This is a genomic window from Parasphingomonas halimpatiens, assembly GCF_036663795.1.
Lineage (GTDB): Bacteria > Pseudomonadota > Alphaproteobacteria > Sphingomonadales > Sphingomonadaceae > Sphingomonas.
Window position 1 is genome coordinate 1 of record NZ_JAXOJP010000003.1, and the last position, 22,622, is coordinate 22,622.

Here is a 22,622-nt window from a genome sequence, read left to right on the forward strand (position 1 = left end):
GCTCAAAAACGCCCGGCGGCTCGCCACCCGATATGACAAAACCGCCGATAGCTATCTCGGCTTCATCCACCTCGTCTCAATCCGGCTGTGGATGCGCCAATTTGTCAACGCCTCCTAGGGGTGTTTCTCGCCCTCGCCCTTCCTGCCGCGATGTTGCTCGGTTGTCGCTGGCGGATGGGCGGGATCGAAGTGGCGCACATTTGGCGGCGGCGGCGGATTGACGGGCGGCGCGACACCGGGGGAGAGGTGAGGCTGTAGCTGGGGTGGCGCGACCTGGGTCGGAGTGGCGCGGAAGTGTCCGTCCGTCGCGCGCGGTCGCGGTTGAGGCTGAGGCTGAGGTTGAAGTCGAGGCTGGGTCTGGGGTTGCATCCGCGGCTGGGTCTGGGGTTGCATCCGCGGCTGGGGCTGGGGTTGCATCCGCGGCTGGGGCTGGGGCCGGACCGATTGTGCCGGGTGTCGGTTTTGTCGCTGAAACGCTGGCGGCGCCTGGGGGCGGGGGCCCCAATGCGGCTGGAAGTTGTTGTAATATTGCTGCTCCCAGCGCGGGCGTTCGGCGTAGAAACTACGGCCGCGATAGTGGCTGTCCCAATAGCTTCCGAAGATGAACGCCAGCACAGAGATGCCCGGATAGGAGGAGACAGCGCTCCGTCGGCCGCGATGGTCGACGACCAGGTCGCTGCCGGGGATCCAGCCGCGATCGGAGCGGTAGCCGGCGTCGCACCAGCTCCGGTCGTTCAGGCAGCCATAGACATCGACACGAGCATTGCGCGCGACGCGCTGCACGGCGGGGTAGTCGTAATCCGGACCCGCACGCATGGTGGTCGTGCGCACGGTATATCCGGCCGTCGCCCGTTGCGCGAGCGCGGGACCTGCCGGCACGGCCAGCGCGGCGAACGTCGATAGGACAATCAATCTGCGCATGGAATATTTCCTCCAGATCAGAATCGAACTCTTCGAATGAGGCGGCGGGACGAAGCGCCGAACGACAGGCACACCGTCAGTTCTTCGACCGGCCCGGCCCTACGACGCCCGGATCACAGTCGGCCGGTCAGCAGCAGGACAACGGCAATGATCAGCAGGACGCCGAGGACCCCGATTCCGCCATGTCCAAAGCCATAACCATAGCCCCCGAATCGGCCGCTGAAGCCACCGAGCAGGAAGATGACGAGAAGAACGACGAGTATCATTCCAAGCATATCGAATTTCCTTCAAAGATTTCGCCGACTCGCCTCACCGAGGCCTGGGTCAGCAAGAAAAGAGGCTCCGCACCCATTCCGGCACCGGGCCTAACGACATCGCGCATCGCGATCGATTGCCTGACCCGCCAGCGCGCCGGCACCCGCGCCCAGGATCGTTCCGAGGGTTTCTGACCTGCCCGGCGCGAGAAGGTTGCCCAATATGCCCCCGGCAATAGCGCCCACGACCAAGCCGGTCGTTCCGTCGGAATGCCGGCAGTAGTAACGCCCATCACGTCCGCGATAGACGCGGTCCTGGCGCGACAGGCGGCGCTCGCGGTAACGCGGATCGTCGCGATAATAACGGTCCGCCTCATAGCCGCCATATGACGGGTCGGGGTGGTTGTAGTCGTACCGGCTCCATCCGGAGGCCGGGCGGTGAGTGCCGCCATCGCCGACGCAACCGGTTATCAGCATTGCCGCAGCCAGTCCGAGAACAGCAATCCGCATGACCCTTCTCCCTCGAAATCCATGCGAGCAGATTATGGATACCGATTGATGCCGCTATGCGTAGATTCCCCAACGACAGATCAATATTGTTGCCGGCAGCGCCACCGAGGCGGCGAAAAACTTGGCGATTGTGTCGTTCAACATCGGGAATATCGGGCGACAATTTGCGGCTCGTGCTATTTTCGGTTGGATTTGGTGTCTCACGGCTCCCTCGAGCGCGCGATTCGCTCCCACCGAAGGCGTTCGATGACCCGCATTTGCGTCCCGCGGCGGCGGTCGGTGCGATCAGCGTTTCGACCGGCAAATTTGCCGTCTAAGGATAACCCCGTAGCGACACCGCCACGAACAAGTGAGACGCTCTGGTGGAGAAGGAGCGGTTATGGACATCAAGGATATATCCTATCTGTTGAAGCGAGCGCGTTCTCACCGCGCATTGGCGCTAGCCGCGAGATCCGTCGAGGCGCGGTGCATCCACCATCAATTCGTCAAACGCTACCAACGCGTGCTGGTCGGTATTCGACGCGGGCGGGAGCCGGTGGCTCATCATGTCCAGGAACTGCTCGCAGCTTGACCCGCGACCTGTTGCCGTGCGCCGGCATTGCAACGGGTCTCTGATCCAGATCAAGCTAATGGTTTGAATTAAAACAAGAACGTTGCAACCCTGCGAAGCTGCAGCAAGTGGCAGCAGACCAGCACTCGCATCAATAAATTCCGCTGACGTTGTCGTAACGGGGTTCCGTTTCAGCGCCCGCCCACAATGGAGACTAAGATGACGATCAAGGATATTGGGCCGCAGCCGCAATCGTTCGACATTGAACGCGCAACGCAGGATAACGAAGATTATCGTTCCGTCGCATGGAGCGGGCGCTATCTACAAGTGACGCTGATGTCGATCCCCGTCGGCGGGGACATTGGGCTCGAAGCACATCCAGAGACAGATCAGTTCCTGCGCCTCGACGCGGGCAGCGGCCGGGTGCAGATGGGAGCAGCGAAAGATAAACTGACTTTCGAAAAGGAAGTTTCAGACGGCTGGTGTGTCTTGGTTCCGGCGGGAACGTGGCACAACATCACCAATATCGGCACGGTCCCAATGCAAGTCTATACGGTCTACGCGCCGGCCCATCACAAGCCCGGCAAGGTACAGGCGACAGCGGCGGTGGCTGCAGCAGATAAGGATGACAGCCCAGCGGCGTGGTCAGTCCAGCCGAAACCTGCGGACGACAAACACGGCTAGTGGTCCGATTCTGATATTCGCTCGCGCTTCCTGCGCGGGATCGGCGGAGAGGGCGATGCCATGACCGCCGACACCGTGGCCAAGGCGCAGGTCGAGGTCGTCATCGTCTGACGCCGCGATAGCCCCTCCCCTTCAGGGGAGGGGTTGGGGTGGGGCCCCTCCGCAAGCGCAGCGTAAGCGGCACTGCCCCACCCCAACCGCTCTCCTGAAGGGGAGGGGCCTAAGAGAATCATGCCGGCTGTGATTTGGTATGAGGGCAACCGGGGCACTTGCGCGCGTCATCCCGCCGGTCCGCTTTCGTTCAGCTTGGCGCCGCTACAAGCGCGATGGGGGTGGGGGATCGATCGATGCCCATACCATTGGTGGCGCTGTTGCTGATGGCCGCCGCAACTATGCCCGCCGAGGCCGCGCATAATACGCATAGCTTTAATGTGAATATGTGAGTATGCAAGGAAATTATGCGGGACGACGAGATACCAGAGGACGTGTTGGAGCGGCTTCCGCGGATGCTGACGAGCGCGCATCTGCCCGTTCAGTTGGTCATCGCGAAGGCGATCGGCGCGGATCAGCCCTTCGTGTCGAGGGTGCTGAACGGTGAGGTGAAGCGGGTCACCGACCGGGTCGAGCGTCTGTGGAAATATGCGAGCTCTCGCATAGCCGAGGCCGAGCGGGCGGTGGATGCCGTCGCCGATCTTGAGCGCGAGTCCCTGCCGGCCGGGGACGGGGGCGTTGCCGGTCATGCCGCGCAGCCTAGGCTGCAAAATGAGTCGACGGACGCTTTCACTGGATCAGACGCCTATGCCGACGACGCTCTGAGCGGCGTCAAGGCCTATCTGGCGGATGGCTACGATCCCCGGCTGATCGTGGAGCAGTTGGTAGTGCTCAGGCGGGCGCAGCAGGTCCGACGGCCAGGTCGGACCACTGGAAAAGCGATCTAGTCGGATGGCCAGACAGCCAAGGAGCAGCGTTCGCGGCGGGGACCGGATCGGGGGTTGGAGACTGACGCGGCGCCTTGGTCAAGGCGGCAACGGCGAAGTGTGGCGCGCCGAACAGGCGGGCCGGGGGGCGGCCGCCATAAAAATCCTAAAGCGCGTTGACGCCGAGGCGCTCGCCCGATTCGAGGCAGAGACGGCGGCTCTCGCCATGGCGGTGGCTGTTCCGGGCATTGTCCCGCTGATCGTGCAAGGCACTCTCCCGGGTCGTAAGGGCGCGGTGCACTGGTTCGCGATGCCTCTGGCCGCTCCGTTCGCTAGCCGCATCGCCAAGCGGGCGGCGGTCGAGGTTGTTGCGGAGTTCCTGCCTCTGGCAAAGACGTTGGCAGATCTTCACGCGCTTGAGATCTTCCACCGCGACATCAAGCCCGCCAACATCCTCGTGCTGGACGACCGCCTCTGCTTCTCAGACTTCGGCCTGGTCAAGTATCCGACAAGACCCGGCATCACCCCGGCCCGACAGGACGTCGGGCCCAAGTTCACGATGGCGCCCGAGATGCGGCGGGTTGCGGCCGCAGCGGCCGGTGGTCCGGCGGACGTGTTCTCCTTCGCTAAGACGCTCTGGATCGGTCTGACCGGGCAGCCGCTCGGGTTCGACGGGCAATATGTGTCGGCAGGGAATCTCGCGCTGTCGAACTATATGGCCGATGTGTTCACAACGCCGATCGACGAGCTTCTCGGCGAGTGCACTGACAACGATCCTGCTGCACGACCGACGATGGATGTCGTGCACGCGAGGTTGGCGGATTGGCTCGCCATGATGGACGACTTCGACGAACGGAACCTTGGAGAATGGACCGAGGTCCAGAACCGGCTGTTTCCCGTTGGCGCGCCATCATCCGCCACATGGACCGACATTGACAGCATCTGTTCGCTTCTTCGGCTCGTTGGACAGAACCAGTCCTTGAACCACATGTTCTTTCCCGATGGTGGGGGGATGACCGTGACGGGTGTGACGCGCGCGACGGAGGCTGGCCTGATCGAACTGCACTCGGGCTTCGTCACGGTGCTTAAGCCGGAGAAGCTGACGTTCGAATCCTTTAGGGCGGGCTCCCAGTGGAACTATTTCCGCCTGGAGGCGGCACCGATAGAGCCCACCGGAACCCAGCGGGCCTATCTGACGGACAACGGCTACGCAGAGGAGATATACGAGCTTTCCGATGGTCGTTTCGTATCGCCCGATGCTTGGGACAATGGAGAGTATGTTGACGACCCCGCCGCCAGGGGGGCCAAGCATGTTCGTCGTTATCGGAAGGGCGCGTTCGTCATTTTCAGCACCGCCTCGCCCTACAACAGGACGAGCGCCACATACGACGGGCGGCACGAGAAGATGAGCGAGGCGGAGTTCCGAGCCTACATGCAGGCCAATGCCGATCACGCTGTCGAGTAGTGCTGGAGGCCGCATTCGAGCCTGGCCACCGCGAACCCTCGCCAGCTAGAGACGGATGGAAGGCGGGCAATAGGTCGAACGGAGGCATGAGGTGATCAAGTTCGTTCTAAACCAGGTGGGGCCCGTTCTTGAATTCGAGGCCGAGAAGCGCGATGGCAAATGGGTTTAGTGTGAGCTGGACGACAATGGCGAGGCAACGATCAGCCGTCTTCGGGCTCGAGAATGCGGATCTGCTCCGCTCTCCGACTGAGAAATGCCGATGGCCTCTTGAGCGCTTGAAGAGGCGGGTTTGACCGACCTTTCGGTGCGGGAAGTCCCGATTGAACATCGTCCGTCACCAGTCGAGGTTTATGAAACGCCGTTAGGCAGAGGAGGACTACTCGTGACTGCGTCAACCATGATGATCGCTTTGATCCATTGGAGAATTAAGCCCGATTACGTCGAGCAGTTCCTCACCCACTGGAGGGAGAAAAACCGCATCGAAGATCGAACCGGCCTGATCGCCGAGTACCTCAGCGATTCCCTTCGTCCGAGCGACATGCCGTTCATAACTTGGCATCTCGACGAACAGTCGCTCGGAAACTTCCGATCTTTCGTCACGGTTGGCATCTGGGCAGACGCTACTGCCTTCGAAGATCAGATCGCGCGTTACTTCAACGACGACCGGCCCATGCTCGATTTCGAGCAGTTCCGCCGTCGGCGCGTCGTCTTCAACCCGGTCGAGTGGCGTATAGGCGACTCCCATGGCCCGAAAGACGATACGCCCGGGGTGGAATGAGGCGAAATACTAATGTGATGAGCATAATCGTCAGCTTTCGGGAAACGGCCGAGTGCTTCTGGCTGACAGCTTGCCGCATCGGACCACCCGAAAGCCATCGGTAGCCTAACGGCCAATCTTCCCCATCCTCTGTCGTGGCGTGCTCATTTCAGAAACGTCGAGTGTTTGGCTCGGGGTCGCCGTTCGGGACCGAACACGGAATTGACGGCAAAGCCCCGATCGCTGGCATCAAGCGGGCCGGACATTCACCCAAATTCCCCCACACCATCACCCATCCTCCTCCCGCTCTCCCGGCGCCGCTTTCACCACCGCCACCTTGGTTCGCCAATCAACGATGATCTCGTCCGCATAGTCCGGCCCTTTCCGCCGGCCATTGTCGTCAACGACTCCGCCCATCGGGCACGCCACCGCATTATGCACCGCGATCTGGTCGCGGCGCTGTTCGGCTTCGGCCTCGCGCACGATCCGCACCCATTGCCGCTGCGCGACGCGGCTGCCGGCGATCGCCGCCTCGCCCAGCGCGCGGAACACCGCGCGGTTCATCGCCAGTTCCTGCTCCTCCTCGCCGATCCGCATCGTCACCATGCGGTAAGCCTCTTCGAGGATCATCGCCTTGGTCGGCTCGTGCGCGCCGGGCAGGCGGTCGCCCGGCGCGCCGGTCGCGCCCCGCCGTGGCCGTCCCGCCGGGTTGCCCGATTGCCCGGGCTTGAAGCGATAGGCGATCGGCGGGCGGCAATGGCCGGTGCGCCACGCCGCCGCATCGGTTGCGGCGTCGTTGCAATCGGCCGCCACCTCGGCCTCGCTCCCGGCCCGCACCGTCCGCAACATCGCGCGCCGCGCCGCGCGCGTGATTCCATTTCCACGCTGGGTCATTAATTCCTCCGAATCATGAGACACGCTTTTGAACCACAGCGCGCGCCACGGTTGAATCACGCCGGTGCCACCCGCTCCCTGTTCCGCCGCGCCACGCTCGCTGTTCGCCCGAACAGGGAGCGGCGCAACGTGCTGTATTCGCTGCCCAACATCGCCGAGCGGCGCTTCGTGTCGGCGCAAAACGTCACTTTGCCCGAAAACAGCGAGAAACAGCGAGGATCAGGGAGTGGAACAGCGAGCGTAACAGGGAGCGCGCCCGCGCCGGCCTTTACGCCGCGCCCGCGCACCGCAATAAGCGCGGCATCTCGCGCCCCGCGCTCGCCGGGCGAAAGCGCATCGGAACTGGAGATGGATGATGTTGAAGTCCTGGCTGCTCTCGGGCGCCATGCTTGCCTGCCTCGGCGCCCCCGCCATGGCTGCTGATCCCGCCGCCCCCGCCGGTGCGCCTGGCGCCGCCGCGCCCGCTGCCGACGCCACGGCACAGCCGTTGACGCTGCGCCGCGTGTTCGCCAGCCCCGATCTCGCCGGCCCGCAACCGCGCGCGCTCAAGCTGTCGCCCGATGGCGCGCTGCTCACCTCGCTGCGCCCGCGCGCCGACGAGAAGGAGCGTTTCGATCTCTGGGCGCTCGACACGCGCACTGGCCGCGAATGGATGCTGGTGGATTCGAAGAAGGTCGGCACCGGCGCCGAGCTGTCCGAGGCCGAGAAGATGCAGCGCGAGCGCGCGCGCATCGGCGGGCAAAAGGGCATTGTCGCCTATGATTGGGCACCCGACGGCAAGGCGTTGCTCGTTCCGCTCGACGGCGATCTCTATCTCGCCACGCTTGACGGCCATGTCTCGCGCCTGACCGACAAGCCCGGTGGCCAGCTCAACCCGGTCGTGTCGCCGCGTGGTGGCTTCGTCAGTTTCGTGCGCGACCAGAACCTCATGGTGCAGCCACTCGCCGGCGGCGCCGCGCGCGCCGTCACCAGCGATGGCGCCGGCACGGTGCATTGGGGCGAGGCCGAGTTCGTCGCGCAGGAGGAAATGGCGCGCACCACCGGCTACTGGTGGTCGCCCGACGATGCCCGCATCGCGGTCGAGCGTTTCGACGAGGCGCCGGTCGGCATCGTCACCCGCGCCGCGATCGGCGCCGAGGGGACCAGGGTCTACGCCCAGCGCTATCCCGCCGCCGGCACGCCCAACGTGCTGGTCGAGCTCCATGTGATGAACGCCGACGGCAGCGGCCGCGTGAAGGTCGATCTCGGCAGCAACCCCGACATCTATCTCGCCCGCGTCGACTGGACGCCCGACGGCAAGACTTTGCTCGTCCAGCGCCAGAGCCGCGACCAGAAGACGCTCGACATGCTGGCGGTCGATCCGGCCACCGGCGCCTCGCATGTCCTGTTCACCGAAAAGGCCGGCGCGCGCAGCTGGCTCAACCTCCACGACGTCTTCCCGCAAAAGGACGGCAGCCTGATCTGGCGCTCGGAGCGCGATGGCTATGGCCATGTCTGGCGCTTCTTCCGCGGCAAATGGACCCAGCTCACAAAGGGGCCATGGGTCGTCACCGACATCGTCGCGGTCGATGAGGTCAAGCACCGGGTGTTCTTCCTCGGCAACAAGGACGATGTCCTCGCGCAACAGCTCTACAGCGTCGACATCGCCCACCCCGGCGCGGTCACGCGGCTGACCGAGCTCGGCTGGTGGAATGGCGCGACGATGGACAAGGCCGCCAGCCGTGTCATCGTCACCCGCTCCAGCACCACCCAGCCGCCACAGACCTATCTCGCCGACACCGCCGGCACGCGGCTGTCCTGGGTCAACGAGAATGCGGTTGGCGCCGGCCATCCCTATCAGCCCTATCTCCAGGCCCACCAGCCGACGACCTTCGGCAGCTTCAAGGCGGCCGACGGCACCACGCTCTATTATTCGATGATCACCCCGCCGCTCGTCGCGGGCCGGAAATATCCGGTGTTCTTCGAACATTATGGCGGCCCGCACGCGCAGCAGGTCACGCGCGGCTGGCACAATCCGCTCGCGCAATATCTCGTGTCGAAGGGCTGGATCTACTTCCAGGTCGACAATCGCGGTTCGTATAATCGCGGCAAGGCGTTCGAGGACCAGATCTATCGCGCGATGGGCGGCGTCGAGGTCGCCGATCAGCGCGCCGGCGCCGCCTGGATCAAGGCACAGCCCTTCGTCGATCCCGGCAAGATCGCCATCTATGGCTGGTCCTATGGCGGCTATATGACGCTCAAGATGCTCGAGGCCGATCAGGGCCTCTACGCCGCCGGCGTCGCCGGCGCGCCGGTGACCAAATGGGAGCTTTACGACACCCATTATACCGAGCGTTACATGGGCGATCCGACCAAGGACGCGCAGGCCTATGCCACCGCCGACGCGCTCGGCGCGGCAACGAAGATCGCCGATCCGCTGCTGCTGATCCACGGCATGGCCGACGACAATGTCGTGTTCGAAAACTCGACCGCCTTCGCCGCCGAAATGCAGAAGCACGCCCGCCCGTTCGAGATGATGTTCTACCCCGGCTACACCCACCGCGTCGCGGGGCCGGGGATCAGCGAGCATGTCTGGGGCACGATCCTCGATTTCCTCGATCGCGAGGTGAAGAGCAAGCCGACCAAGTAAAGCTTTCTGGCCACACGGGCGGGGTGGCGCTATGGGCCGCCGCGCAGTTTGTTATCGGAGTTTGTCATGGGTTACCGGATCGTAGTCGCTGGTGCGACGGGCAATGTCGGGCGCGAGATGCTCAACATCCTCGCCGAGCGTCAGTTTCCCGTCGCGGAGATCGCCGCTGTCGCCTCGTCGCGCAGTCAGGGCGAGGTGATCGATTTCGGTGACTCGGGCAAAACCCTCAAGGTCCAGAACATCGACAATTTCGATCCCACCGGCTGGGACATGGCGCTGTTCGCGATCGGCTCGGAGGCGACCAAGCTCCACGCGCCGCGCTTCGCCGCCGCCGGCTGCACGGTGATCGACAATTCGTCGCTCTACCGCATGGACCCCGACGTGCCCTTGATCGTCCCCGAGGTGAACCCCGAGGCGATCGCCGGCTATGTGAAGCGCAACATCATCGCCAACCCCAATTGCTCGACCGCGCAGATGGTCGTCGCGCTGAAGCCGCTGCACGACTTCGCCACGATCAAGCGCGTCGTCGTCGCGACCTATCAATCGGTGTCGGGCGCGGGCAAGGCCGGGATGGACGAGCTGTTCGAGCAGAGCCGCAACATCTTCGTCGGCGACAGCGCCGAGGCCAAGACCTTCACCAAGCAGATCGCCTTCAACGTCATCCCGCACATCGACAGCTTCCTCGAGGACGGCTCGACCAAGGAAGAGTGGAAGATGGTCGTCGAGACCAAGAAGATCCTCGATCCCAAGATCAAGGTCACCGCGACCTGCGTGCGCGTGCCGGTGTTCGTCGGTCATAGCGAGGCGATCAACATCGAGTTCGAGAACGAGATCAGCGCCGCCCAGGCAAAGCGCATCCTGCGCGAGGCGCCCGGCATCATGCTCGTCGACAAGCATGAGGACGGCGGATACGTCACGCCGGTCGAATGCGTCGGCGACTACGCCACCTTCGTCAGCCGCGTCCGCGAGGACTCCACCGTCGACAACGGCCTGTCATTGTGGTGCGTGTCGGACAATCTGCGCAAAGGTGCCGCGCTCAACGCGGTGCAGATCGCCGAACTGCTCGGCCGCCGCCACCTCAAGAAAGCGGCCTGACCCTGTTGGATTCCTGGCGCGCGCTCCCGCCGCGCCAGCGGTTCCTGCTTGTCGTGCTGGCGGGCGCGGTGGCGCTCGCCAACGTCGCCCAGCCCTATCCCGAGATCGCGCCGCTGCAGCACGTGCCGACGGTGCTGCTGCTGCTCGCCGCACCCTTCCTGCTGCGCCGCTGGCCCCTGTCGAACGGCGCCGTCGCGGCGGCGGTCGGCTTCTTCCTGATTCACACCTTCGCCGGACGCTATACCTATTCGAACGTGCCTTATGATTCGTGGATCCACCACCTGACCGGCCACACGGTCAGCGCTAACTTCGGACTCGCCCGCAACGAGTTCGATCGTTTCGTCCACCTGATGTTCGGCGTGCTCGCCGTGCCGGTCTATCCCGAGGCGAACGAGCGCTTCGGTGGGGCAGGGCGTCGCGCCGCCCTGTGGAACGCGCTGCTGTTCGTCGGCATGGTAAGCGCCGCCTATGAGATCTTCGAATGGCTGCTCACCATGCTCGTCGCGCCCGACATGGCATCCGACTATAACGGCCAGCAGGGCGATCCATGGGATGCCCAGAAGGATATGGCGATCGCGATCGTAGGCGCGCTGCTTGCGGTGGTGCCACGCTGGAGGAGGACGCGATGACCGAGCTTCTCGAAGGCGGCTGTCGCTGCGGCGCCGCGCGCTACACGCTCACCGTTCCAGCGATGCCGGAGGTCTATTGCTGCCACTGCAATTATTGCCAGAGCTGGTCGGGCAGCGCCTTCACCCAGCAGGTCATCGTGCCCGCGGAAGCGCTGACCGCGACCGGGCCGATCATCACCTATGGCTATGACACCGACAGCGGCGCGACCTCGACGCACCGCTTCTGCGCGACCTGTCACACCCGGTTGTGGAACGACAACACGCGGCTGCCCGGTTCCATCGTCGTCCGCGCCGGCACGCTCGACGCCAGCGACACGCTCGTCCCCGCGGCGCACATCTGGGTCAAGCGCAAGCAGCCGTGGATCGTCATCGACGAGGCGGTGCCGAGCTTCGCTGAGAGCCCGTCACCCGCCGAGTTCCTCGCCATCGTCCTGCGATGACGGTCACTCGGCGTGGATCACCTCGACCTTGCCCCTGGGCTTCTTGAGCAGCAGCACCAGCGCCAGGACAAGGATCGAAATCCACGCCATCAGGTAGAAGTCGTCGATATAGGCGATCATCGCGGCCTGCTTGTTGATCATCCCGTCGGCGTAAGCGAACACGGTGTCCGACAGCGCGCCGAACTTGTCGAGCGCGCCGAGATCGAGCGCCGGGATCGACTTGTCGGTGATGTGGCCAGCGAGGTCGCCATGGCTGGTCTGGATGTTGCGCGCGAGCAGCACGGTAACCATCGAGATGCCCGCCGACTGGCCGATGCTGCGCATCAGGTTGAGCAGGCTCGACGCATCGGTGCGGTAGCGGCCGTCGAGCGTAGCGAAGGCGAGGCTGTTGAGCGGCATGAACACCAGCCCCATGCCGAGCCCCTGCACGAAGCCGCTGGTGATGACCGGCCAGAAGTCCATCGCGAGCGACCATTGCGACATCTGGCGCAGCGAAAAGGAGAAGATGACAAGCCCGACCACGACCATATAGCGCGCGTCGACCTTGCCCATCAGTTGCCCGCTCAGCCACATGGTGAACAGCACGCCGACGCCGAGTGGCGCCATCATCAGGCCGGTATCGACCACCGGATAGCCGAACAGCTGCTGCAGCATCGGTGGCAGCAGCGCCATCGGCGCCATCGTCGAGATGCCGATGACGATCATGAAGAACATACCGACGGTGAGGTTGCGGTTCCTGAACAGGTGCCGATCGAACAGGGGCTTGCTGGCGGTCGCGAGATGAACGAGCGCGATCCACAGCGCGGCGCCGGCGACCATTGCCTCGATGCAGATCTCCCAGCTGCTGAACCAGTCCTTTTCCTGGCCGCGATCGAGCATCAGCTGAAACGCGGCGACGGCGATGCCGATGAAAGCGAAGCCGATCGCGTCGAAGCTGCGCTTCACCTTCGGACGCGAGGGCAGGAGGAACCACAGGATCGCGAAGGTTGCCGCGCCGACAGGGACGTTGATGTAGAAGCACCAGCGCCAGTTGTAGTTGTCGGTCAGCCAGCCGCCGATCACCGGGCCCATGATCGGCCCGACCATCACGCCCATGCCCCAGACCGACATCGCCTTGGCGGCGCGCTCGGGCGGGTTGATGTCGAGCATCGCGGTCTGCGACAGCGGGTTGATGAAGGCCGCGAAGACGCCCTGAAACACCCGGAACAGCACCATCTCCTCCAGGCTGACGGCGGTGCCGCACAGCATCGAGGCGATGACGAAACCGCCGACCGCGATCAGGAACAGGTTGCGCGAGCCGAGCCGGTCGCTCAGCCAGCCCGTTGCAGGCAGCGCGATCGCGGTTGCGATGATGTAGCTGGTCAGCACCCAGGTGACGGTGTCGATCGTCGCGCCGATGCTCGTCGCCATATGCGTCAGCGCGACATTGGCGATCGTCGTGTCGAGGATCTGCATCACCATCGCGCCCATCACGCCGATGGTGACCAGCCAGCGGTGCCGCACCTGCAGCACCGACCGGCCGACGGCGACGTCAGCCATGCGGCTTAGTGTCGATCGTCACGTCGGCGCTGAGGCCGGGGATCATCGGGCGGCTCGGCGTGCCGTCGATCGCGATACGCACGGGGACGCGCTGCGTGACCTTGACCCAGTTGCCGCTGGCATTCTGTGCCGGCAGCACGGAGAATTCGGAGCCGGTACCGGCGCCGATGCTGGCGATATGGCCGCACAATTTCACACCGGAATAGGCATCGAAGCTGATCTCGGCGGGCTGGCCGACGGCCATGTGATTGAGGTCGGTTTCCTTGAAGTTGGCCTCGACCCACGCCGCCTGGCTGACGACGAGGCTGACCGCGGGAACGCCGCTCGGCGTGATCGTGCCGATCTGGAGCCGGCTGGTCTGGCTGATGATGCCGTCCTTGGGCGCGCGCACCACCGTGCGGGCCAGTGCCAGCGCGGCCTTGTCGCGCTCGGCCATCGCCGCCTGGATCGCGGCGGGTACGCCCGAACCGGCGGTGCCGCTGCCCATCTGGCTGCGCGCCTTGGCGGCCGAGGCCTGCGCCGTGGCGAGGCGCGCGCGAGCGGCGGCGACCTCGTGCGCCGCCGCGTCGAAGCTGGCGCGGGTGGTGAAGCCGCGCTTCATCAGCGCCGCCTGCCGGTCATAGGTCGCCTGGGCGAGCGCGATGTCGGCCTGCGCGCTGGCGATGTCGGCTGCTGCGCTGCCGGTGTCGGTCGACAGCGTCGCCACCTGCACGCGCGCCGTGGCGATCGCGGCATCGGCCTGCTCGAGCGCGATGCGATAGGGCAGGGGGTCGATCTGGAACAGGATGTCGCCGGCCTTGACGCGCTGGTTCTCGCGCACGTTGACCGAGACGATGCGACCCGTGACGTCCGGGCTGATCGAGATCATGTCCTGCCGCACATAGGCATTGTCGGTCGACAGATAGCGGCCCGAGGTCAGCCAGAGATAGGCGCCGCCCAGCGCGATAAGCAGCGGCACGCTGAGCATCACCACGATGCGCACCCAGTTGCGCTTCCGTGGCGGGGTCGTGATGACCTCGATCCGTTCGCCAGCGGCGCCGTCGACCCTGGCGGCCGGCATTCTGGGGTCTGCATCAGCCATGTTTGGCCTCTTTGTCTTCCGGGAAATCGTTCAGATTGTTGCGAATACGCCCGATGATCTCGAACACGCTGGCACGTTCGGCGTCATCGACGCCGCTCAGCGCCAGTTCCATCATGCCGTCAGTGCGCGCGCGGAGCTGCGCGATCAGCGGTCTCGCCTTGTCGGTGAGGAAGATCAGCCAGGCGCGGCGGTCGCCCGGGTCCGGGCGGCGCTCGACCAGCCCCGCTTCCGCCAGGCGGTCGATCATCCGGCACAGGGTGATCGGCTCGACCTCGAGCAGCTCGGCGAGGCCGCCCTGGTTGATGCCCTCGTGTCGCGAGAGCGTCGTCAGCGTCCGCCACTGCGCACGCGTAACGCCGATCGCGCGGGCCCGTTCGTCGAAGCGACGCCGCATCAGGCGCGATACGTCGCTGATCAGAAAGGCGAGGGAATCACTCATGGCACCGCACATAATAAGCATACTTATATAATGCTAGGCTCGTTGCGTGTGGATGTTGCACGCTTGATTGTTCTTTTGCGCTATAAGGAACGCATGACGATGGACGTTTCCGGCGGATGCCAATGTGGCCGCGTGCGATATGCCGTGGCGATCGAGAGCGACGAGGCATATCTATGCCATTGCCGAATGTGCCAGCGCGCCATCGGGGGCGTGGCGGCGGCGTTCAAGAATGTGCGACAGGCCGATGTGCGATGGGAGCGCGAACCTGACTATTACGCGTCGTCACCGCTGGCGCTGCGGGGCTTCTGTGCGACCTGCGGCACCTCACTGAGCTTTAAATATCTCGATGGCAGCCCGAACATCGACCTGACGGTCGGGAGTTTCGACGACCCATATCGCTTCAAGCCGACCTCGCATTTCAGCATCGAGAGCCGGCACGAGGCGTGGCTCGACACATCGGGCTTGCCGGGGAAGCGCACCAACGAGCATAAGCCGCTGGTTGACCGCTGGATGAAATCGCTTGGCAATCTCCCCGACTGAACCGCAGTTTTTCGATAGCTTCGACGGCGAACGCATCGCCTGGCGCGAACTGGGGACCGGCAGGCCCGTCATCCTGATCCACGGCTATTTCTCGAACGCCGAGGTCAACTGGCTGCGTTACGGCCATGCCGAGGCGATTGCGGCGCGCGGTTTTCGCGTGATCATGCCTGATCTGCGCGGGCACGGCGCCAGCGCACGGCCGCACGACGCCGCGGCCTATCCGCGCGACGCGTTGATGCGCGACGGGCTGGCGCTGATCGCGCATCTCGGTCTGAGCGACTATGATCTCGGCGGCTATTCGCTCGGCGCGCGGACGACGGTGCGGATGCTGGCCAATGGCGCTGCGCCGCGCCGCGTCATCCTGTCGGGCATGGGGCTGGCGGGGTTGATCGAGACGGCGGGGCGGGGCGAATATTTCCGCCATGTCCTGACGCATCTCGGCAGTTTCGAACGCGGATCTACCGAGTGGATGACCGAGGCGTTTCTCAAGACGACCAAGGGCGATCCGGCCGCGTTGCTGCGTGTGCTCGATACGTTCGTCGACACCCCGCTCGCCGCGATTTCGGCGATGGAGGCGCCGACGCTGGTGGTGTCGGGTGACGAGGATGACGACAATGGATCCGCTTCGGCGCTCGCCGAGGCGTTGCCGCACGGCGTCTTTCGCGCCGTGCCCGGCAATCACATGAGCGCGGTGACCACGCCGGAGCTTGGGATAGCGATGGCCGACTTCCTCGCCGCTTGACGCTGCGCCGCGCGGGGCACAGTCTGCGGCATCCATAACGATAAGCCGCAGGGACTTTTCATGATCCGTCTCACCACTTCGCTCGCCGCGCTGGCGATGGCGCTCGCCGTCGCGCCGGCCTTCGCCCAGACCGCACCCACCGCCGCGCCGACCGCCAAGGACGCCGATGCCTTCGTCGCCTCGGCCGAGGCGCAGCTTGCGCCGCTGTCGGTCGATGTGAACCGCATCTCCTGGGTCAACGCGACCTTCATCACCGACGATACCGACGCGCTCGCTGCGCAGGCCGGCGCGCGGCAGACCGAGTTGCAGGTCAAGCTCGCGACCGAAGCGGCGAAGTTTGCCGGCATTCCGGGCCTGTCGGTCGACACCGCGCGCAAGATCGACCTGCTGCGCAGCGGTCTCACCTTGCCCGCGCCGACCAGGCCCGGCGCGGCCGACGAACTGGCGACGATCGTCACGCGTATGTCGTCTCAGTACGGCAAGGGTCGCGGCACGCTCGACGGCAAGCCGATCAACGGTAGCGACATCGAGGCGGCGATGGGCACGACGCGCGACCCGGCCAAGCTGCAGGAGATGTGGACCAGCTGGCACGACAATGTCGGTGCCCAGATGCGCGGCGACTATGCCCGGCAGGTGACGATCGCCAACCAGGGCGCGGTCGAGCTCGGCTACAAGGATGTCGGTGCGCTGTGGCGCGCCGGCTACGACATGACGCCCGACCAGTTCGCCGCGCTGACCGACAAATTGTGGAAGCAAGTCGAGCCGCTCTACCTCGCGCTGCACACCTATGTCCGCTGGAAGCTCAACGAGAAATATGGCGACAAGGTCCAGTCGAAGACCGGCCCGATCCGCGCCGACCTGCTCGGCAATATGTGGGCGCAGGAATGGGGCAATATCTATGACCTCGTCGCCCCGCCCGGCGCGGGCGACCTCGGCTTCGACACCGGCGCGCTGCTCGCGGCCAAGGGCTATGATCCGGTCAAGATGGTCAAGGCGGGCGAGGGCTTCTACTCCTCGCTCGGCTTCCCGGCGTTGCCGCCGACTTTCTGGGAGCGTTCGCAGATCACCAAGCCGCGCGACCGCGAGGTGATCTGTCATGCCTCGGCCTGGGATATCGACAACAAGGACGATATCCGGGTGAAGATGTGCATGAAGGTCAATGCCGACGACTTCGTCACGATCCATCACGAGCTCGGCCACAATTATTATCAGCGCGCCTATAGCGGGCAGCCCTTCCTCTACGAAAATGGCGCCAATGACGGTTTCCACGAGGCGATCGGCGATTTCGTCGCGCTGTCGATCACGCCCAACTACCTCGTGCAGATCGGCTTGCTCGACCAGGCCAAGGTGCCGACGCCCGACAAGGACATCGGCCTGCTGCTGCGCCAGGCAATGGACAAGGTCGCCTTTCTGCCGTTCGGCCTGCTGATCGACAAATGGCGCTGGGGCGTGTTTTCGGGCGCGATCCCGGCGAGCGGTTACGAGAAGGGCTGGAACGACCTGCGGCTGAAATATCAGGGCATCGTGCCCCCGGTCGCGCGCGACGAAACGCGCTTCGACCCCGGCGCCAAATATCATGTCCCGGCGAGCGTGCCCTATACGCGCTATTTCCTCGCGCGGCTGCTGCAGTTCCAGTTCTACCAGGCGGCGTGCAAGCAGGCCGGGTGGAAGGGGCCGCTGCATCGCTGCTCCTTCTACGGCAACAAGGAGGTCGGCGCGAAGCTCAACGCGATGCTGGCGATGGGCCAATCGAAGCCATGGCCCGACGCGCTGCAGGCGTTCACCGGCAGCCGCGAGATGTCCGGCCAGGCGATGGTCGATTATTTCGCGCCGCTGAAGGCGTGGCTCGACAAGCAGAACAAGGGCCATGCCAGCGGATGGTAAATCTGCTCGCCTTGCTGTTGGCGGGCGCCTTCGAGCTGCCGGTTCCTGCAACATTGTTGCGGGAACCGGTAAGAGTAGAAATCGTAACGGACGGTAGTGTCGAGACGCCGCCCGACCGGTTTCGTGTTACCGGCGTGTTGATAACGCGCGGTGCCTCACTCGATTCTCTGCAGGCTGAAATCGACAAGCACCATGCCATAATCGTGCGCGAGATGGCCGCGATGGCAGCGACTGTTTCGCCACCGGACAGGTCATCGTTGCAGGGATTTATCGGCAACGAGCAATATGGCGACGTAGCGGATACGGTCGGTAGTGAACCGATATCGTTGTCCGATGAGTTTCGCTTCGATGTTGCGGATCGGGCATCCGCAGATCGGGTTGCGGCGGCGCTCAAGAAGGATGGCGTCACAAAGCCAGTCGTATCGGGCATCCTGACAAATGATACCGCTGCGATCGATCGCGCTCGTTCTGCCGCGCTCACCCTCGCATATGCCAAGGCCGAGCGAACGGCCGCGTCCCTAGGCATGCATGTGTCGGCCTTGCGGCGGATCAGTGACCAAGTGGAAAGTCCCAACCGCGTTGCTTGGCAGTTGGCGGAGACGCTAGGTGCAACGTCGTCGGCGTCTGGCAATGTCGTCACAAGAATAACGCTGCTGGTCGAGTTCGAGCTGACGCCGGGATCGTGAGAGAACCGGACCTGCACGGCTTTTTCACACCGCGGATCGGACAGGCAGGATAAGCTGCCCATCGGAGGCAGGGACAGATGGCGAGGATGATGGATCGCCGTATATTGCTGGCCGGGTTGGGCGCGGCCTGCGCTCTGCCGGGCTGCGCCAGGGCAGTGACGCCGAGCGCCGCGACCCGGCTTATCGCCGCGGCGCGGCGGCAGGTGGGTGTCACGCTCACTTATGATTCGGGCTACAGCAAACTGGCCTTTCCCGGCGGCGACGTGCCGCGCCAGCGCGGCGTGTGCACCGATGTTCTGATCCGGGCCTATCGCGATGCGTTAAGGCAGGATCTGCAGGTTCTGGTCAACAGCGACATGCGCGCCGCCTTTTCGGCCTACCCGAAGCGCTGGGGCTTGCGCGCGCCCGATCGCAACATCGACCATCGCCGGGTGCCGAATTTGCAGACCTGGTTGAAGCGCCATCGCGCGCAACGGCCGGTGCCTAACGATCGAACGGGATGGCTTCCCGGCGACATCTTCTCTGCCTGATCCAGGGGTGGATTCCGCATATCGGTCTGGTGTCCGATCGGCGTGGGCCGAATGGCTGGCTCGTGATCCACAATATCGGGGTCGGCGCGCGCGAGGAGGATATGCTGTTCGCCTATCAGCTCGCGGCGCGCTATCGCTGGGGAATCCAGCGGGAGGTGCTGTGCGGGAAAGATTGGGTGCCGTTGATATCGACACCCGCGATGAGTCGCGGGATCGGCATATCGACGGGTTGCGTGCGGTCGCGGTGGGCATGGTGCTGGCCGCGCATTGTGGTGTGCGCGGCACGGGCGGCGGGTTCGTCGGCGTCGACGTCTTCTACGTCATTTCGGGTTTCCTGATCACGCGGCTGCTGCTGGACGAACAGGCGCGGTCGGGGCGGGTCGATCTCGTTGCCTTCTTCGCCCGGCGCGCGCGGCGGCTGGTGCCGGCGCTCGTGGTCATGCTGCTTGCCGTGCTCGCAGCAGGATTCGTGCTATTGCTCCCCGACGAGCAATCGTTCCTCGCGCAGACCAGCTTTTCGGCGCTGGCCTTTGCCGCCAATGTGCATTTCGTCGCGCTCGCGCAGGATTATTTCGCGCCGCGCAGCGCACTGTCGCCGCTGCAGCATTTGTGGACGCTGGGGGTCGAGGCGCAATTCTATCTTGTCTGGCCGCTGATCCTCGTCGCACTGAAGAAGATCGGCGATGGGCGGCGCCTCGGCCGCGTCGATCCGGTGGTTCTCATGCTGGCCATCGTCATCGCCGCGTCGCTGGCAGCGAGCATTGTGCTAACGCCGCGTGACCCCGTCGGCAGCTTCTATCTGTTGCCGACACGGGCCTGGGAACTGGCCATGGGCGGGTTGCTGAGCCGGATCGGCCCGATACCCTCGCGCTGGGCGGGAGCGCTGCTCGCGATGGGGTTAGCCGCCCTGGTAGCATCGACCGTCCTGTTTCGCGGTCTGGTCCTGTATCCGTCCTATTTCGCGCTGCTGCCGGTCGTCGGCGCGGCGATGCTGATCCTTGGCGGCCCTAGCGCGCCGCGCACGCCGGTCGCGCGCGCGCTGGGATCGGCGCCGATGATCTATCTCGGCCGGCGCTCCTATGGTCTTTATCTGTGGCACTGGCCACTGTTGGCCTTCGCGCGGATCTGGTGGGCGGGGCAGGTAAGCGCCTTTGCCACCGCGCTACTGATGGCGGCGGCACTGGGGCTGGCGATTGCCAGTTGGCGGTGGGTGGAAAAGCCGATCATCGCGCGACGCGGATTGGCGCAGATGTCAGACCGGGCGACGATCGCCGTGACGGTCGGCGTGTTGCTGTTGTGCGTACTGCCGGCGGTGGGATTGCTGCGTTGGTCGGGCCGGGCGTTGCCGCCCAACGCGATCCTCGCGCAATATAACATTGGCCGGCTGGCCCAAAAGCGCGACTTCCCGTTCTGCGGCCGCGACGGTCAGGGTCCGCGCTGCTTCCTGGGGAAGCATGACGCGGCGCGATCGGTGCTGCTCTACGGCGATTCACACGCGTCACAGCTGTCTTATGGGATCGACGCCGCGGCACAAAGCACCGGCGTCCGTATCGTCGTGCGCACGATGGCGGCATGCGCGCCGACCGGGTTCGATGTCGGGCAAACGGCGCGACGGGCGACCCGTGACGCGTGCGATCGGTTCAACGCCGGCGTTCTCGCCGATTTGCCGGCCTTGCGTCGCAGCGAGGGGATGGTCGGCGTCATCGTCGCCGGTGACTGGACGCATTCCGACAAGAGCTGGGGCGATCAGCTGGAACTGGTCGTCGCGGCGATCCGTCGTTCGGGCCTGAAGGTCGTGATCGCGCGGGACACGCCCGCCCAGCCGATAAATTACATCCGCCGGGAAGTTTTCCTGAGCGGACCCGGCGCGAAACTTGCTGTCTCGGAGGTCAACGAACAACGTCGTCGGGAAGCCGAGACGATCGCCCGGATCGCGCGACGCGAAGGTGTCCGCATCTGGACGCCCATTCCCGCACTGTGTGAAAACGGTATCTGCCCGGCGCAGGCCGATGGGAAACTGCTCTATCGCAATGCGACGCATCTGTCGGTGTTCGGATCGGTGCGGCTCGGCTCCGCGCTGGTCGAGCCGGTGCGATGGGCGGCATCGCTCCCCGATCAGCCGCGCATCCCGAAAGCATGGGTGAGCACGAAGCCGTAAAGCCCTGGATAGGTGACGATCCCGGCATGCGCCGCGACGTACAGCGTCGGCACGAGCAGATTGGCGAGCGCCCAGCCGAGCCGCTGCCGGCCGGACAGGCGCGGCACGACCGCGGGCAGCGCGACGATCAGCGCGAAACTGCCGAACGAGACCATGCGCGTATAGTCGGTCGCGATCGCCGTCAGCGCGACCCCGCCGACTGTCGCCATGGCGATCAACGCCGCGCGGCGGAAATCTCGTGCCGCGACGAACCGCACCGCCGCCATCGCCATCGCCGCCAGCGCGAGCTTGTAGCTGGCGAACAGCGCGATCGCGACCAGCGGCAGCGTGGGGATGAACCGCGCGATGTTGCTGCTCCCGCCGGTCAGCTGCGCCGTCGTGCCGCGTCCGAGATCGAAACCGTAGCTGGCGAGCCAGATCAGAAGATACAGCGCCAGGATCGCCGCGAAATGGACCATGAAACGCCGGTCGAAGATGCAAAGCGCGAGCGTGCCGAACGCCAGGACGGCGGCGGTTTCGTGCGTCAGCAGCGCGAGCCCGAAGCATACCGGTTGAACGATGGTGCTGCGGCCGGTGCGCTCGAACGCGATCAGCGCCAGCAGGGTCAGGCCGAGCACGCCGACCTCGACATAACCGGGCAACGCGAGCATCGCCGAGAAGATCCCGACCGTCAGCAGCGCGGCAAGCTCTATCCGCGACAGCAATAGTCCCTTGCCGCGCAGATAGAGGTCAGCCAGTGCGAAGACCAGGATGGCGATCATCCAGCTGAACAGGGGGTAGAAGACGCCGCCGAGATGCAGGTCGTGCGCCAGCACCGAGAGCAGGATGCGGCGATGGTAGAAGCCTTGCTGCTGCAGGAACGGCTCGACCGAGACATAACCATAGACGCGTCCCATGCCGGTCGGCGTAATCTGGAAGAGGAAGATGCTGGCGATCGCCAGCGCGATCAGGATGTCGCGCCAGCGCTTCGCCCCCGGCAGATCGCGTCTCAGTGCCGCAAAGGCGTGGCGGAGCAGAAACCCCAGCACGAGCAGACAGGCCGCAAAGGCGGTGTCCTTGATCGAGGCGAGCAGATATTGATCATAATAGTCGCCGGTCGCGAAGATCATCCGTCGCGTCGAAGGCAGCGGCCAGTCCGCCGATTTCTTCAGGATGCCGCGAACGATGTCGAGCACGACGTCATTGGTGAAACTGGTGACCGCAAAGCAGATCGCGAGCGCGACATAGAGCGCCATTGCGGCGCGCGTGTCACGGTCGACCATGGCAGCCCACGCTGTG

General features: G+C 64.7%; 23 protein-coding genes and 2 pseudogenes. 17 read left to right on the forward strand and 8 right to left on the reverse strand.

Annotated features, from left to right (window positions below):
* A pseudogene (locus tag U1839_RS03885) lies at positions 1 to 118 on the forward strand (IS5 family transposase); the annotation flags it as partial.
* On the opposite strand, the gene U1839_RS03890 reads toward U1839_RS03885, so the two are convergent.
* The 3 genes from U1839_RS03890 to U1839_RS03900 all read right to left on the reverse strand — a co-directional run bounded on the left by U1839_RS03890 (position 115) and on the right by U1839_RS03900 (position 1,685).
* On the reverse strand, positions 115 to 921 hold the full coding sequence (locus U1839_RS03890) for an SH3 domain-containing protein (RefSeq protein WP_332802363.1): 807 nt from the start codon (positions 919 to 921) through the stop codon (positions 115 to 117). The pseudogene U1839_RS03885 and the gene U1839_RS03890 overlap by 4 nt on opposite strands.
* Positions 922 to 1,034: 113 nt before the next feature.
* Positions 1,035 to 1,196 carry a DUF3309 family protein gene (locus U1839_RS03895; RefSeq protein WP_281126205.1) on the reverse strand — a complete coding sequence of 54 codons (162 nt, stop codon included), beginning with the start codon at positions 1,194 to 1,196 and terminating at the stop codon, positions 1,035 to 1,037.
* A 90-nt stretch (positions 1,197 to 1,286) separates the two neighbouring features.
* Complete coding sequence (locus U1839_RS03900; RefSeq protein ID WP_332802364.1) at positions 1,287 to 1,685, reverse strand: glycine zipper 2TM domain-containing protein; 399 nt, start codon at positions 1,683 to 1,685, stop codon at positions 1,287 to 1,289.
* A gap of 379 nt (positions 1,686 to 2,064) precedes the next feature.
* Here U1839_RS03900 and U1839_RS03905 point away from each other — a divergent pair, with 379 nt between their 5' ends.
* The 5 genes from U1839_RS03905 (at position 2,065) to U1839_RS03925 (ending at position 6,079) form a co-directional block, all read left to right on the forward strand.
* Positions 2,065 to 2,256 (forward strand): hypothetical protein, encoded by a 192-nt coding sequence (locus U1839_RS03905; RefSeq protein WP_332802365.1) that lies wholly within the window; start codon positions 2,065 to 2,067, stop codon positions 2,254 to 2,256.
* 198 nt (positions 2,257 to 2,454) lie between these two features.
* A complete protein-coding gene (locus U1839_RS03910; RefSeq protein ID WP_332802366.1) occupies positions 2,455 to 2,919 on the forward strand; it encodes a cupin domain-containing protein in 465 nt (154 codons plus the stop codon).
* A 458-nt stretch (positions 2,920 to 3,377) separates the two neighbouring features.
* Positions 3,378 to 3,857, forward strand: a complete 480-nt coding sequence (locus U1839_RS03915) for a hypothetical protein (RefSeq protein ID WP_332802367.1) — start codon at positions 3,378 to 3,380, stop codon at positions 3,855 to 3,857.
* Positions 3,858 to 3,861: 4 nt separating this feature from the next.
* Positions 3,862 to 5,301, forward strand: a complete 1,440-nt coding sequence (locus U1839_RS03920; RefSeq protein WP_332802368.1) for a protein kinase domain-containing protein — start codon at positions 3,862 to 3,864, stop codon at positions 5,299 to 5,301.
* A 289-nt stretch (positions 5,302 to 5,590) separates the two neighbouring features.
* On the forward strand, positions 5,591 to 6,079 hold the full coding sequence (locus U1839_RS03925) for a hypothetical protein (protein ID WP_332802369.1): 489 nt from the start codon (positions 5,591 to 5,593) through the stop codon (positions 6,077 to 6,079).
* Positions 6,080 to 6,346: 267 nt separating this feature from the next.
* Here U1839_RS03925 and U1839_RS03930 read toward each other — a convergent pair whose 3' ends face one another.
* The gene (locus U1839_RS03930; protein WP_332802370.1) at positions 6,347 to 6,952 is read right to left on the reverse strand and encodes a DUF5681 domain-containing protein; all 606 of its coding nucleotides are present in this window, start codon (positions 6,950 to 6,952) and stop codon (positions 6,347 to 6,349) included.
* 355 nt (positions 6,953 to 7,307) lie between these two features.
* Here U1839_RS03930 and U1839_RS03935 point away from each other — a divergent pair, with 355 nt between their 5' ends.
* The 4 genes from U1839_RS03935 (at position 7,308) to U1839_RS03950 (ending at position 11,745) form a co-directional block, all read left to right on the forward strand.
* Positions 7,308 to 9,581, forward strand: coding sequence for a S9 family peptidase (locus U1839_RS03935; RefSeq protein ID WP_332802371.1), 2,274 nt, complete (start codon positions 7,308 to 7,310; stop codon positions 9,579 to 9,581).
* A gap of 66 nt (positions 9,582 to 9,647) precedes the next feature.
* Positions 9,648 to 10,676 carry an aspartate-semialdehyde dehydrogenase gene (locus U1839_RS03940; RefSeq protein WP_332802372.1) on the forward strand — a complete coding sequence of 343 codons (1,029 nt, stop codon included), beginning with the start codon at positions 9,648 to 9,650 and terminating at the stop codon, positions 10,674 to 10,676.
* A gap of 5 nt (positions 10,677 to 10,681) precedes the next feature.
* Positions 10,682 to 11,305: a DUF2238 domain-containing protein gene (locus U1839_RS03945; RefSeq protein WP_332802373.1), complete on the forward strand. Its 624-nt coding sequence runs from the start codon at positions 10,682 to 10,684 to the stop codon at positions 11,303 to 11,305.
* Positions 11,302 to 11,745 carry a GFA family protein gene (locus U1839_RS03950; RefSeq protein ID WP_332802374.1) on the forward strand — a complete coding sequence of 148 codons (444 nt, stop codon included), beginning with the start codon at positions 11,302 to 11,304 and terminating at the stop codon, positions 11,743 to 11,745. The genes U1839_RS03945 and U1839_RS03950 overlap by 4 nt, the downstream gene beginning before the upstream one ends.
* A 3-nt stretch (positions 11,746 to 11,748) precedes the next feature.
* Here U1839_RS03950 and U1839_RS03955 read toward each other — a convergent pair whose 3' ends face one another.
* The 3 genes from U1839_RS03955 to U1839_RS03965 are packed head-to-tail and all read right to left on the reverse strand — an operon-like array spanning position 11,749 to position 14,804.
* Positions 11,749 to 13,284 carry a DHA2 family efflux MFS transporter permease subunit gene (locus U1839_RS03955; protein ID WP_332802375.1) on the reverse strand — a complete coding sequence of 512 codons (1,536 nt, stop codon included), beginning with the start codon at positions 13,282 to 13,284 and terminating at the stop codon, positions 11,749 to 11,751.
* Positions 13,277 to 14,365 (reverse strand): HlyD family secretion protein, encoded by a 1,089-nt coding sequence (locus tag U1839_RS03960; protein WP_332802376.1) that lies wholly within the window; start codon positions 14,363 to 14,365, stop codon positions 13,277 to 13,279. Before U1839_RS03960 ends, U1839_RS03955 begins: the two co-directional genes overlap by 8 nt.
* Positions 14,358 to 14,804 carry a MarR family winged helix-turn-helix transcriptional regulator gene (locus U1839_RS03965; RefSeq protein WP_332802377.1) on the reverse strand — a complete coding sequence of 149 codons (447 nt, stop codon included), beginning with the start codon at positions 14,802 to 14,804 and terminating at the stop codon, positions 14,358 to 14,360. Before U1839_RS03965 ends, U1839_RS03960 begins: the two co-directional genes overlap by 8 nt.
* Before the next feature lie 93 nt (positions 14,805 to 14,897).
* Between U1839_RS03965 and U1839_RS03970 the strand changes: the two genes are divergently transcribed.
* The 7 genes and pseudogenes from U1839_RS03970 (at position 14,898) to U1839_RS03995 (ending at position 21,344) form a co-directional block, all read left to right on the forward strand.
* A complete protein-coding gene (locus tag U1839_RS03970) occupies positions 14,898 to 15,344 on the forward strand; it encodes a GFA family protein (protein ID WP_443030563.1) in 447 nt (148 codons plus the stop codon).
* On the forward strand, positions 15,325 to 16,086 hold the full coding sequence (locus tag U1839_RS03975; RefSeq protein ID WP_332802378.1) for an alpha/beta fold hydrolase: 762 nt from the start codon (positions 15,325 to 15,327) through the stop codon (positions 16,084 to 16,086). Before U1839_RS03970 ends, U1839_RS03975 begins: the two co-directional genes overlap by 20 nt.
* Before the next feature lie 60 nt (positions 16,087 to 16,146).
* On the forward strand, positions 16,147 to 17,970 hold the full coding sequence (locus U1839_RS03980) for a M2 family metallopeptidase (protein ID WP_332802379.1): 1,824 nt from the start codon (positions 16,147 to 16,149) through the stop codon (positions 17,968 to 17,970).
* Complete coding sequence (locus U1839_RS03985) at positions 17,964 to 18,656, forward strand: SIMPL domain-containing protein (RefSeq protein ID WP_332802380.1); 693 nt, start codon at positions 17,964 to 17,966, stop codon at positions 18,654 to 18,656. Before U1839_RS03980 ends, U1839_RS03985 begins: the two co-directional genes overlap by 7 nt.
* Before the next feature lie 155 nt (positions 18,657 to 18,811).
* Complete coding sequence (locus U1839_RS03990) at positions 18,812 to 19,186, forward strand: DUF1287 domain-containing protein (RefSeq protein ID WP_332802381.1); 375 nt, start codon at positions 18,812 to 18,814, stop codon at positions 19,184 to 19,186.
* A pseudogene (locus U1839_RS26780) lies at positions 19,156 to 19,314 on the forward strand (DUF1287 domain-containing protein); the annotation flags it as partial. The gene U1839_RS03990 and the pseudogene U1839_RS26780, both read left to right, overlap by 31 nt.
* Positions 19,315 to 19,346: 32 nt before the next feature.
* Positions 19,347 to 21,344, forward strand: coding sequence for an acyltransferase family protein (locus tag U1839_RS03995; RefSeq protein WP_332802382.1), 1,998 nt, complete (start codon positions 19,347 to 19,349; stop codon positions 21,342 to 21,344).
* Here the strand turns inward: U1839_RS03995 and U1839_RS04000 are convergent.
* Positions 21,302 to 22,606 (reverse strand): hypothetical protein, encoded by a 1,305-nt coding sequence (locus tag U1839_RS04000; protein ID WP_332802383.1) that lies wholly within the window; start codon positions 22,604 to 22,606, stop codon positions 21,302 to 21,304. The two genes, U1839_RS03995 and U1839_RS04000, sit on opposite strands and share 43 nt — an antisense overlap.
* Between the last annotated feature and the right edge of the window lie 16 nt (positions 22,607 to 22,622).

Bases quoted from the DNA above. Each gene is read 5' to 3' on its own strand.
- U1839_RS03950 (WP_332802374.1), top strand. From the start codon at position 11,302: ATGACCGAGCTTCTCGAAGGCGGCTGTCGCTGCGGCGCCGCGCGCTAC.
- U1839_RS03965 (WP_332802377.1), bottom strand. From the start codon at position 14,804: ATGAGTGATTCCCTCGCCTTTCTGATCAGCGACGTATCGCGCCTGATG.
- U1839_RS03905 (WP_332802365.1), top strand. From the start codon at position 2,065: ATGGACATCAAGGATATATCCTATCTGTTGAAGCGAGCGCGTTCTCAC.
- U1839_RS03910 (WP_332802366.1), top strand. From the start codon at position 2,455: ATGACGATCAAGGATATTGGGCCGCAGCCGCAATCGTTCGACATTGAA.
- U1839_RS03960 (WP_332802376.1), bottom strand. From the start codon at position 14,365: ATGGCTGATGCAGACCCCAGAATGCCGGCCGCCAGGGTCGACGGCGCC.
- U1839_RS04000 (WP_332802383.1), bottom strand. From the start codon at position 22,606: ATGGTCGACCGTGACACGCGCGCCGCAATGGCGCTCTATGTCGCGCTC.
- U1839_RS03970 (WP_443030563.1), top strand. From the start codon at position 14,898: ATGACGATGGACGTTTCCGGCGGATGCCAATGTGGCCGCGTGCGATAT.
- U1839_RS03955 (WP_332802375.1), bottom strand. From the start codon at position 13,284: ATGGCTGACGTCGCCGTCGGCCGGTCGGTGCTGCAGGTGCGGCACCGC.
- U1839_RS03920 (WP_332802368.1), top strand. From the start codon at position 3,862: ATGGCCAGACAGCCAAGGAGCAGCGTTCGCGGCGGGGACCGGATCGGG.
- U1839_RS03895 (WP_281126205.1), bottom strand. From the start codon at position 1,196: ATGCTTGGAATGATACTCGTCGTTCTTCTCGTCATCTTCCTGCTCGGT.
- U1839_RS03915 (WP_332802367.1), top strand. From the start codon at position 3,378: ATGCGGGACGACGAGATACCAGAGGACGTGTTGGAGCGGCTTCCGCGG.
- U1839_RS03980 (WP_332802379.1), top strand. From the start codon at position 16,147: ATGATCCGTCTCACCACTTCGCTCGCCGCGCTGGCGATGGCGCTCGCC.
- U1839_RS03940 (WP_332802372.1), top strand. From the start codon at position 9,648: ATGGGTTACCGGATCGTAGTCGCTGGTGCGACGGGCAATGTCGGGCGC.
- U1839_RS03900 (WP_332802364.1), bottom strand. From the start codon at position 1,685: ATGCGGATTGCTGTTCTCGGACTGGCTGCGGCAATGCTGATAACCGGT.
- U1839_RS03930 (WP_332802370.1), bottom strand. From the start codon at position 6,952: ATGACCCAGCGTGGAAATGGAATCACGCGCGCGGCGCGGCGCGCGATG.
- U1839_RS03935 (WP_332802371.1), top strand. From the start codon at position 7,308: ATGTTGAAGTCCTGGCTGCTCTCGGGCGCCATGCTTGCCTGCCTCGGC.
- U1839_RS03890 (WP_332802363.1), bottom strand. From the start codon at position 921: ATGCGCAGATTGATTGTCCTATCGACGTTCGCCGCGCTGGCCGTGCCG.
- U1839_RS03985 (WP_332802380.1), top strand. From the start codon at position 17,964: ATGGTAAATCTGCTCGCCTTGCTGTTGGCGGGCGCCTTCGAGCTGCCG.